Annotated in this window: 10 protein-coding genes; 7 read left to right on the forward strand and 3 right to left on the reverse strand. The window is 63.8% G+C overall.

Annotated features, from left to right (window positions below):
* Nucleotides 1–5: 5 nt before the first annotated feature.
* Nucleotides 6–551: an RNA 2',3'-cyclic phosphodiesterase gene (gene thpR / locus ACFY68_RS25495; RefSeq protein ID WP_387533261.1), complete on the reverse strand. Its 546-nt coding sequence runs from the start codon at nucleotides 549–551 to the stop codon at nucleotides 6–8.
* Nucleotides 552–709: 158 nt separating this feature from the next.
* Between thpR and lpxO the strand changes: the two genes are divergently transcribed.
* From lpxO to ACFY68_RS25510, 3 genes are all read left to right on the forward strand, one after another.
* Complete coding sequence (gene lpxO / locus ACFY68_RS25500) at nucleotides 710–1,609, forward strand: lipid A hydroxylase LpxO (RefSeq protein WP_387533264.1); 900 nt, start codon at nucleotides 710–712, stop codon at nucleotides 1,607–1,609.
* A gap of 505 nt (nucleotides 1,610–2,114) precedes the next feature.
* Entirely contained in the window at nucleotides 2,115–2,459 is a 345-nt protein-coding gene (locus ACFY68_RS25505; RefSeq protein ID WP_387533267.1) for a carboxymuconolactone decarboxylase family protein, read from the forward strand.
* Between the two features lie 78 nt (nucleotides 2,460–2,537).
* Nucleotides 2,538–3,107 carry a GNAT family N-acetyltransferase gene (locus ACFY68_RS25510; RefSeq protein WP_387533270.1) on the forward strand — a complete coding sequence of 190 codons (570 nt, stop codon included), beginning with the start codon at nucleotides 2,538–2,540 and terminating at the stop codon, nucleotides 3,105–3,107.
* A 1-nt stretch (nucleotide 3,108) separates the two neighbouring features.
* On the opposite strand, the gene ACFY68_RS25515 is transcribed toward ACFY68_RS25510, so the two are convergent.
* Complete coding sequence (locus ACFY68_RS25515) at nucleotides 3,109–4,011, reverse strand: LysR family transcriptional regulator (protein WP_387533273.1); 903 nt, start codon at nucleotides 4,009–4,011, stop codon at nucleotides 3,109–3,111.
* Between the two features lie 123 nt (nucleotides 4,012–4,134).
* Here ACFY68_RS25515 and ACFY68_RS25520 point away from each other — a divergent pair, with 123 nt between their 5' ends.
* Nucleotides 4,135–5,199, forward strand: coding sequence for an AbrB family transcriptional regulator (locus ACFY68_RS25520; RefSeq protein WP_387533276.1), 1,065 nt, complete (start codon nucleotides 4,135–4,137; stop codon nucleotides 5,197–5,199).
* A 6-nt stretch (nucleotides 5,200–5,205) separates the two neighbouring features.
* Here ACFY68_RS25520 and ACFY68_RS25525 read toward each other — a convergent pair whose 3' ends face one another.
* Nucleotides 5,206–5,685, reverse strand: coding sequence for a VOC family protein (locus tag ACFY68_RS25525; RefSeq protein ID WP_387533279.1), 480 nt, complete (start codon nucleotides 5,683–5,685; stop codon nucleotides 5,206–5,208).
* Nucleotides 5,686–5,928: 243 nt separating this feature from the next.
* Here ACFY68_RS25525 and ACFY68_RS25530 point away from each other — a divergent pair, with 243 nt between their 5' ends.
* The 3 genes from ACFY68_RS25530 to ACFY68_RS25540 all read left to right on the forward strand — a co-directional run bounded on the left by ACFY68_RS25530 (nucleotide 5,929) and on the right by ACFY68_RS25540 (nucleotide 9,331).
* Entirely contained in the window at nucleotides 5,929–7,278 is a 1,350-nt protein-coding gene (locus ACFY68_RS25530; protein ID WP_387533282.1) for a hypothetical protein, read from the forward strand.
* Nucleotides 7,279–7,413: 135 nt separating this feature from the next.
* The gene (locus tag ACFY68_RS25535; protein ID WP_346612364.1) at nucleotides 7,414–8,463 is read left to right on the forward strand and encodes a cytochrome D1 domain-containing protein; all 1,050 of its coding nucleotides are present in this window, start codon (nucleotides 7,414–7,416) and stop codon (nucleotides 8,461–8,463) included.
* A 217-nt stretch (nucleotides 8,464–8,680) separates the two neighbouring features.
* Nucleotides 8,681–9,331 carry a TIGR04211 family SH3 domain-containing protein gene (locus ACFY68_RS25540; protein ID WP_387533286.1) on the forward strand — a complete coding sequence of 217 codons (651 nt, stop codon included), beginning with the start codon at nucleotides 8,681–8,683 and terminating at the stop codon, nucleotides 9,329–9,331.
* The last annotated feature ends 203 nt before the right edge of the window (nucleotides 9,332–9,534 follow it).

Here is a 9,534-nt window from a genome sequence, read left to right on the forward strand (position 1 = left end):
CCGCCTCATGCCCCCAGCGGCCACTGCGCCAGTGGCCAGTACTGGCCCTTGCGTGATTCATAAAGCGTGAACTGCCGGGCGGTCACGAAGAAGTCTGGCGCCACGAGGGCCTCAGGCGCCTGGCCGCGGAACTCCCGAGACAAGGTCAGATGTGGCCGGTACTCACGGGCCTGCTCGGCAACCCCCATGGGCAGCAGCGCCTGCTGCAGCCCATACACCAGTTGGCGCAGCGCCGCCGGCGTATCCTGCGGCTCCAGCACCAGCACATTGGCGCGCGGCCAGGCCTTGAGCTGGTCCAGCAGCAGGCGCAGCGGCGCATCCGGGCGCGCCAGGTTGTCTACCGCGGCGCAGATCGCCGGCACTTGCGCCGCATCCACATCACCGAGAAACAGCAAGGTCAGGTGAAAGTTTTCATTGGGCACCGGCTTGCCGCTGCGCAGCTCAAGGCCACGCCGCCACTGGGCGATAGCACGGCGCTGGGCGTCCGCCACGGGCAACGCAAAAAACAGCCGTTTGAAGGGGGCGCCACTGGGGCGGATATCCTGAACCATAGGTGCTCCTTGACCTTAAACGTTTGCGCAGTCTGCAGGGCATTACACCTAAGTCGCCCGGAATTCACGTAACAATATGTACAAACTACCCCAATGATTGTTTATGCTGGCGGGCTTATGCCATGGCGCATGGCCATTTTTTCGACAAGTAATCGTCCATGAAAATTGCACTCGTACTGATCTTCGCCCTCTCGATCGCCTATGTTCACCTGCGCGGTCGGGTACGTCACAAGCTGACTCGCCAGCTGGGTGACCACTCCAGTTTCCTGGCCCCGGTCAACAGTTTCCTTTACCTGTTCTCCCGGCACCCGGCCAAGCCCTACCTGCCGGTCGAGGCCTTCCCTGAGCTGCAGCCACTGAAGGACCACTGGCAGGAAATCCGCCAGGAAGCCCAGCAGTTGCTGCATGTGGGCGAGATCAAGAAGTCGGAAAACTACGACGACGTAGGCTTCAACTCGTTCTTCAAGACCGGCTGGAAGCGCTTTTACCTGAAGTGGTACGGCGAGAGCCACCCGTCGGCGATGAACCTGTGCCCACGCACCACCGAACTGCTGCAAGGCATCGGCACCGTCAAGGCAGCGATGTTCGCCACCCTGCCGCCAGGGGCCAAGCTGGTACGCCACCGCGACCCGTATGCCGGCTCCTACCGCTACCACCTGGGCCTGGACACGCCGAACGACGATGGCTGCTACATCGACGTGGACGGCGAGAAATACGCCTGGCGCGACGGTGAAGCGGTGGTGTTCGACGAGACCTACATCCACTACGCGGCCAACACCACGGAACATAACCGCATCATTCTGTTCTGCGACATCGAGCGCCCGCTGAAGTACCGTTGGGCCACCGCGTTCAATCGTTGGTTCAGCCGCAATGTGATGGCCGCAGCGGCCGCGCCGAACAACGCCAACGACAAGACCGGCGGCATCAACCGCCTGTTCACCCGCATCTACAAGATCCGTGAACGTGGCAAGGCGCTGAAGAAGCGCAACCGCATGCGTTACTACCTGGAGAAGTGGCTGGTGGTGGCGGCGCTGGTGCTGGTGTTTGTTTATATCTGAGCATGTCGGGCGGTTGATGGCGGCTGTGGGATTGAGCGCCGCCCGCGCGACGCTTCGCCAAGCGCTTGCCTTGTAATCTTCAGCGCCCTTGAGATCGAGCGCCGCCCACGCGGCGCTTCGCGGGGCAAGCCCGCTCCCACATTTGTTGCAACGCGCCATTCCAGACAGGCCATGGTTGTCCGCCTTGGCGCATTGCTGAAGACAGGTGGGGCGCCGGCAGCACCAGCCGAAAAATTGGTTCATGCCATCAAGGCTGGCAACTATGGCCTATCAGGCCATGGCACGTTGCAACAAATGTGGGAGCGGGCTTGCCCCGCGAAGCGCCGCGCGGGCGGCGCTCGATCTCAAGGGCGCTGAAGATCTCAAGGCAAGCGCTTCGCGATGCGCCGCGCGGGCGGCGCTCGATCTCATAACCCCTGAAGATCTCAAGACAAGCCCATCACCCTTCCCCACATATTCAACTAGCCTGATAGCTCCACTCGCAACCTCCCCCAAGGTGAAGACGATGAGCATGATGGACTGGGATGCCTACCGTAAGCAGCTAATGTCGGGCATCGGTGATCTCAAGCAGTTGTCCCCCGACACCGTGGCCGGCTACATGACCGCCAGCGGCGCCGGTGCCAAGACCAACCACCTGGACGCCAAGACCCGCGAACTGATCTCCCTCGCCGTGGCCGTCACCACCCGTTGTGACGGCTGCATCGCCGTGCATTCGCAGCAGGCGGTCAAGCAAGGTGCCACCCGCGAAGAAATCGCCGAAGCCCTGGGTGTGGCGGTGGCGATGAACGCGGGTGCCGCGCTGGTCTATTCGGCCCGCGCCATGGATGCCGTCGGCAAGGCCAACAGCTAAGCCAACGCGGCGTCGTTACCCTTGCGCGACGGCGCCGCGCCACCCAGACTTGGCGCCCTAGCCATTGCAGGTACCGCCATGATCCACATTCGCCCCATGACGCCCGCCGACTTCGAGCGTTTCTGGCCCACCTTCCAAGCCGTTGTCCAGGCCCGCGAAACCTACGCCTTCGACCCAGCTCTGAGCCTCGAACAGGCACGCCAATTGTGGCTGGAGCTGCCCCTGCGCACGCTGGTGGCCGAACAAGACGGCGAACTGCTGGGCTCGTACTACCTCAAGGCCAACGCCGCAGGCCCCGGCGCACACGTCGGCAACTGCGGCTACATGGTCTGCGAAGCTGCCCGTGGCCGTGGCGTTGCCCGGCTGATGTGCGAGCACTCGCAGAAACTGGCGCGCCAGGAGGGCTTTCTGGCGCTTCAGTTCAACTCGGTGGTGGCCAGCAACGAAGTGGCCGTGGCCCTTTGGCACAAGCTGGGCTTCGAGACCGTCGGCCGCCTGCCCAAGGCCTACCGCCACGCCCGCCTGGGCCTGGTGGACTGCCTGGTGATGTACAAGTGGCTGGCCGACGAGCCGGTGGTGGAGAAACCGCCACTGTTGATCGGCCGCAAGAACATCGAGGCGCGTGTCTCGCGGCGGCGCGGGCGCTAGCTCAATCGCGCTCGAAAAAGCTGCTGCCCTTGTCTTTGAGCAATGCCACCAATGCCCCCGCCGCAGGCGACAGGTAGCCATCGGTACGCACCGAAACCGCCACGGTCCGGCGCATGGTGGTCGCCTTCAGCGGCACCTCGCGCAACCACGACATCCCCAACCCATGCTCCAGGGTTTCCCGCGCGGCAAAACTGAGCAACTGGGTGCGGGCGATCAGCCGCGGCAACAGCGAAATCGCATTGGTCTCGATCTGCACCTGGGGCGCCGGCAGCTGATGGGCGATGAACACATTGTCGAGCCAGCGCCGGGCAGTCACCGTCGGCCCGGCCAGCACCCAGCGGTAATGGCAGAGGTCCTCCAGTGCGATGGGGCCGGCGAACACCGGGTGCTCGGCACTGGCCACCACGATCGCCTCATCTTCGAGGATCGGGTAGGTGGTGAACTCCGGGTCGACGGCAATCTGTGGCGAGATGATCACATCCAACCGCCCAGCCCGCAGCGACTCCTTGAGCACATCGTCCTGGGCGATGGACAGCTTCAAGGTCACCTCCGGCGCGCGCTCCAGCAACGCGGCGGTAAGGTGAGGCAGCAAGTGGTCGGCCATGCTCGCCGCGCAGCCCAGGCGGATATTGCCCACCAGCCCGCTGGCGAAGTCGCGCACCTCGCGTTCGGTTTCGGCAATGTTCAACTGCAGTTGCTTGCCACGCGCCAGCAGCAGCTTGCCGACATCGGTGAGCTTGATGCGCCGGCCATCGCGCTGGAACAGGCGTGTGCCCAACGATTCCTCAAGCCGTTGAATGCTCTTGGTCAGTGCCGGCTGGCTGCGGTTGAGCTTCTCTGCAGCGCGGCCCAAATGGCCGAGCTCAGCGATGGTTTCAAAATAGGTGAGGTCGCGCAGGTCCATGATTCATGAATTTCAGTTATGGATTCATCAAAAGTAGAAAATAGACTTGATCGATTGCTGCGTCGATAATTTTCTGCGCTGGCGCTGCCAGCCCGCGTTATCGCTGCGCAAGGAGTATCGCCGTTGCAAACCGCCCTTTCAGGCTCTTCCAGAACCCTCTTCCAATGGCTCGCTTTACTGACCTGCGCCGGTGCCTTCGGCCAGTTCCTGCATGCCCTGGCCGTACCGGCCGGGTTGTTCCTCGGCCCCATGCTGGTGGCCATCGTGTTTGCTGTTTCCGGTGCGCGCCTGAACCTGCACCGCCAGGTGTTCCGCTTCGGCCAGGGCTGCGTCGGCCTGTTGGTCGCCCACTCGGTGAGCTGGGCCGTGCTGGTGTCAATGGCGCAGTCCTGGCACCTGATGCTGGTGGCCACCTTCATCACCGTTGCCCTGAGCGCTCTCGTCGGCCTCGGCACCGTGCGTTTCGGCGGCATTCCCGGCAGCACCGCCGCCTGGGGCACTGCCCCGGGCGCGGCCTCGGCCATGGTGTCGATGGCCGAGGAAAACGGCGCTGACGCCAGGGTGGTGGCGACCATGCAGTATGTGCGGGTGGTGTGCGTGGTGATGATCGGCTCGCTGGTCAGCCACCTGCTCGGCGCCACACCGGGCGCTGGCGCTGCGGCCAGCGCGCCAGCGGGGGTGGCAGGCGCGCACGTGCTCGACATATTGCTCAGCCTTGGGGTGGTGTCGGTTGGCGTACTGGCCGGTAGCCGCATGCCCGCAGGCGCCCTGTTGATGCCGCTGCTGCTTGGCGGCGCGCTACAGCTGAGCGGGTTGCTGACCATCAACCTGCCAGAGCCGCTGCTGGCCCTCGCCTACGGCGCCATCGGCTGCTACATCGGCCTGCGCTTCGACCGCCAGACCGTGCGCTATGTGTGCAAGCGCCTGCCGACCATGATTGCCGGGGCGGTGGTATTGATCGTGTTGTGCGCGGCCTGTGCCTGGGTGCTGGCCTTGGCGATGGGCACGGACTTCCTGTCGATGTACCTGGCAACCAGCCCGGGTGGGCTGGATGCCATGGCGATCATCGCGGTTGAAACCCACGCCGATGTCGGCCTGGTGCTGGCGATGCAGACGTTGCGCCTGTTTGGCGTGATCCTGACCGGCGCGTTCTGTGCCCGGCAGATCATTCGGCTGACCCAGGCATAGCCTGCTTCAGCCGCGCAACGCCGCCTCGATCGCGGCCACATCGATTTTGCCCATGTCCATCATCGCGTCGAACGCCCGCTTGGCGGCGGCCCGGTCTGGGTTACCAAGCGCTTCGATGAGGATCCGCGGGCAGATCTGCCAGGAGATCCCCCACTTGTCCTTGCACCAGCCGCAGACGCTCTCCTGGCCACCGTTGCTGACGATGGCCTGCCAAAGACGGTCAGTTTCGGCCTGGTCTTCGGTACTCACCTGGAACGAAAACGCCTCCGAATGGGTAAACGCCTTGCCGCCATTGAGGCCTACACAAGGGATGCCCATCACGGTGAACTCCACGGTGATCACATCACCCGCCTTGCCCGACGGGTAGTCACTGGGTGCCTGGTGCACCGCCACCACCTGGCTGTCCGGGAAGGTGCTGGCGTAGAAGTTGGCCGCGGCCTGCGCATCATGGTCGAACCACAGGCAGATCGTGTTCTTGGCAGTCATGGCAAGGCTCCAGGGGTGAGCAGGGAACCTTGAGTCTAGCCCCTCGCCCTCGGCTGACGGTGGCGGTTACCCACGCTTCGTCGCCTGGCGTCAATGGCCAACAGTGCAGGGGTTGGCACTAATCAGAAAAGGACTACACGCAACAGAGAATTATCCAGCCGCTGCCAACTTCACAGGGCTATCTGACAAGCACGATGATGCCTGGAGTGCGTCATTACCGACTTTACTCAGGGAGATTCAGCTTTGTCGGATTTCGAAGCAAAACTGCAGCACCTCACCGCTGAACAGGTCGAAACGCTGTACAGCGAGTACATCGGTGGAGAGAAAATTGCGCAGCTGCTCGAGCGCTACGCCATCGACCTGCCGCCCAGCAGCCTGATCAAGGCGTTCCCGCCGGTGCCTTGCGCAACCCTGTGCTGCCCTTACTGCCACGCAAGCCTGTACGAGCGGCGCAAAAGCAAGACCGCGTCCAGCCGCCAGGACAACATGGCCTTCTGCAAAACCTGCGCACATCGCCATTACTTTCCCGGGCGTGCCCGCTGGCGGCGTGACTGCGCGTGCCCGCCCTGCCTGCAGGCGCGTCAGCAGGCGCGGCTTGAGCAGCAGGCGCAGCAGCGCAAGCGCATCCGGGAGCACTGGTGCCTGACCAAGCGGGACCCTGTACCCCTTCACAGCTTGTCCATTACCTGCAAGCTGCAACTGATGGCCATGCTCGAAGTGCGCATGGATAGTCAGCGCGGCCGCCTGATCCCGGCCGAGCAACCCACCGGTGACGCGCGGGTCAGCCCTTGCGCCGCCATGGACGCGGCAATCCTGCAGGCGTTGCACGAAGACCTGATCCTGCTGGCCGACCCCGATTCACCGCAGGATGCCTTCAGTGACGACCCCACACCCAAGGCCTGGCGCGACAAGGTGTACTGGGTCGCCAATGTCAGCCTGGAGGGCCGGCAACGTGCAAGCCTGTCATCACTGTATCGGGCCCTGCACGAGGCATTGTCCAGCGGCCCGCAACCGCAATGGCGCGACGCGCTGGCCGAGCTCATCAAGACGCTGTCGGTAGAAGAAGTCTGCGCGTTCATCGCCGCACGCTGTGCCGAGCATGGCCTGCCTTTCGAAGCCAGAAAAAAGGCCACGGAGGTCGCCACTCAACTGCTTGGGATGCATGCGCTGCACTCTATCAAGTCACTTGCCAACACCGCAGTGCGCGGCGCGCTGGCATTCATTGCGCGCAGCCGCGTCACCCGCCTTCATGCCAGCAATACCATCCCCGGGAACATGCTGGCCATGGCTGAACGGGCTGTCAGGGAACAGTGGCAGTTCAACCCGTGCAACTACGACAGCAACACCCCGCGCTGTAGTTTGAACCGGGTGTTGTTCGACGTGTTGCTGAAACAGGATGATCACGGTATGCGGCGCAAGATTGGCGAGTACATCGAGCAGTTGCCGCGGGCCAGGGCGAGCACCACGACCAGCGCAGGTAATCGCTTTTGCACACACTGCGGCTCGGGCCTGGTGCATGTACAGCACGGCCCGAAAGAGACCATCGTCAATTGCAAGGACTGCATGGCGCGTACCTTCCTTGCGGCGCCCTAGGGTCTGTATCAACAAATGGTGCAGCCAAACCTGGGGCCTGGCACCGGTCACGGGAAAAAAATCTAAACGCCTGAGGCCAGGCCCGGTCACAGCCTTGAGCATGCAACATGGACTGCAAACCCAAGGAGACTGCACATGCCCTTCCCTCACAACCCGATGATCCCGCACATCCGCCGCCTGGCCCTGGCCAGCGCACTGCTGGCTTGCACCGCACCGGCGCTGGCCGCCGATGTGCTGCTGGTGGGCAACAAGGCCGACGCCAGCGTTTCGGCACTGGATATCAGCAACGGCAAGGAGCTGGCACGCTTGCCAGTCGGCACCGGCCCGCATGAAGTGGTGGTGGCTGGCAATGGCCAGCTGGCGGTGGTCGGCAACTATGGCGTGCAAGGCACGGCCAACAACAGCCTGAGCGTGATCGACTGGCCGTCGCGCGCGGTGGTGCGCACCATCGACCTGGGCAAGGACTCGCGCCCCCACGGCATCCGTTTTCTACCGGATAGCCAACGGGTAGTGGTGACCACCGAGGACAGCGAACGCCTGCTGATCGTCGATCTGGCCCAAGGCAAGGTGCTGGACCGTATCGACGTCGGTGGTGGCAAGCCGCACATGGTCGCGCTGTCTCCCGGTGCCGACCGCGCCTATGTCACCCATATGGGTTCAGGCACGCTGTCGGTGGTCGACCTGCTGCACAAGAAAAAGATCGCTGACATCCCTACCGGCAACGGCAGCGAAGGTATTGCCGTGGCCCCAACCGGCACTCAGGTGTGGGTCAGTAACCATGACGACGATGAGGTGGTGATCGTCGACGCCGAACGCCTGGAGGTCACTGACCGTATTCGTACCGGCCGCTTCCCGATCCGCATTGCCATGACACCTGATGGCAAGTACGCGCTGGTTTCCTGCGCCAAGTCGGCGGAACTGGCCGTCATCGACGTGGCGGCCAAGCGTGAGATCAAGCGCATAGGCCTGGCGCAGGCAGGCGCCGAATACCGCGAGACCTTGCTGGGTGCCGAGGCGTTGCCGATCGGCGCGGTGGTGTCGCCGGATGGCAAGCGGGCGTACGTGGCGATCAGCGGCGGTGACCAGGTGGCGGTGATCGATACTGCCAACTGGAGCGAGAAGGCCCGCTGGAAGGCCGGGCCGGAGCCGGATGCGCTGGCCATCATTCCCCAGCCTGAAAGTTGAGCAATAGCGGGCTCTGCGCGGGCTTGCCCGCGAGAGTCCGGTTTAGACATCGCTAGCCCGTCATTTGCAACATCCTGCAGACAATTCCTATACCAAGCAGTGAACCTGCTTACAAAAATGCGGTCTTTCGCTGACGGTCAATTAACCGACCGGTTCGCCGGCCTCCCCACGATCCACCGTCGGGGGCCTATTTTCCCCGTTGCAGCGAAGACCCCACATGCCTGAATCCCGCCCAGCCTCCCTCGCCCTCCCTGCCCTGCGCGGCAGCCTGATCGCCGCCCTGGTGGCCCTCGCCGCCCCCGTGCATGCCGAAGAGCCGGCCAGCGATGCGCGCTGGGTCAGTGACAGCCTGAGCACCTATGTGCGCAGCGGCCCGACCGATGGCCACCGCATCGTTGGCACCCTCAAGTCGGGGCAGAAGCTCACCCTGGTCGGCAGCCAGGGCAACTACAGCCAGGTACGCGGGCAGAACGGCGACCTGGTATGGATCCTCTCCAGCGACCTGCAAGCGGTGCCCGGCCAGAACGAACGGCTGCCGCAGCTCGATGCCCAGGTGGCAGAGTTGTCCGGGCAGCTCAAGACCATCGACGACAGCTGGAAGAACCGCGTGCAGGGCATGCAGGAAACCCTCGACTCACGCAAACAGCTGGTTGACGAACTGGAAGCGCGCAACAAGGCGCTCAACGAACAGCTCGACCAGACCCAGTCGACCCTGCGCGACACCCAGGCGCGCCTGGGCGACGAGAACAAGCAGGTGATGATGCGCTACATGGTGTACGGCGGCAGCATCGCCGGTGCGGGGCTGTTGATGGGGTTGATCCTGCCGGCGTTGACCCGTGGGCGGAAGAAGAACGATCGCTGGTTTTGAGGGGTGAGGGTGGGTTGAGGCGCATGCCTTGATTGGGGCGCATGCCTTGAGTGTTGTGGTGGGGCGTAGATCGAGCGCCGCCCGCGCGGCGCTTCGCGAAGCGCTTGCCTTGGGATCTTTAGCGCCCTTGAGATCGAGCGCCGCCCGCGCGGCGCTTCGCGGGGCAAGCCCGCTCCCACATTTGTTGCAACGCGCCGTTCCAG

The organism is Pseudomonas sp. NPDC012596, from assembly GCF_042902325.1.
In the GTDB taxonomy this organism is placed as follows: Bacteria; Pseudomonadota; Gammaproteobacteria; order Pseudomonadales; family Pseudomonadaceae; genus Aquipseudomonas.

What these genes read in the sequence shown, in the direction of transcription:
- thpR (WP_387533261.1), bottom strand. Translation starts at nt 551, where the DNA reads ATGGTTCAGGATATCCGCCCCAGTGGCGCCCCCTTCAAACGGCTGTTT.
- lpxO (WP_387533264.1), top strand. Translation starts at nt 710, where the DNA reads ATGAAAATTGCACTCGTACTGATCTTCGCCCTCTCGATCGCCTATGTT.
- ACFY68_RS25505 (WP_387533267.1), top strand. Translation starts at nt 2,115, where the DNA reads ATGAGCATGATGGACTGGGATGCCTACCGTAAGCAGCTAATGTCGGGC.
- ACFY68_RS25510 (WP_387533270.1), top strand. Translation starts at nt 2,538, where the DNA reads ATGATCCACATTCGCCCCATGACGCCCGCCGACTTCGAGCGTTTCTGG.
- ACFY68_RS25515 (WP_387533273.1), bottom strand. Translation starts at nt 4,011, where the DNA reads ATGGACCTGCGCGACCTCACCTATTTTGAAACCATCGCTGAGCTCGGC.
- ACFY68_RS25525 (WP_387533279.1), bottom strand. Translation starts at nt 5,685, where the DNA reads ATGACTGCCAAGAACACGATCTGCCTGTGGTTCGACCATGATGCGCAG.
- ACFY68_RS25535 (WP_346612364.1), top strand. Translation starts at nt 7,414, where the DNA reads ATGCCCTTCCCTCACAACCCGATGATCCCGCACATCCGCCGCCTGGCC.
- ACFY68_RS25540 (WP_387533286.1), top strand. Translation starts at nt 8,681, where the DNA reads ATGCCTGAATCCCGCCCAGCCTCCCTCGCCCTCCCTGCCCTGCGCGGC.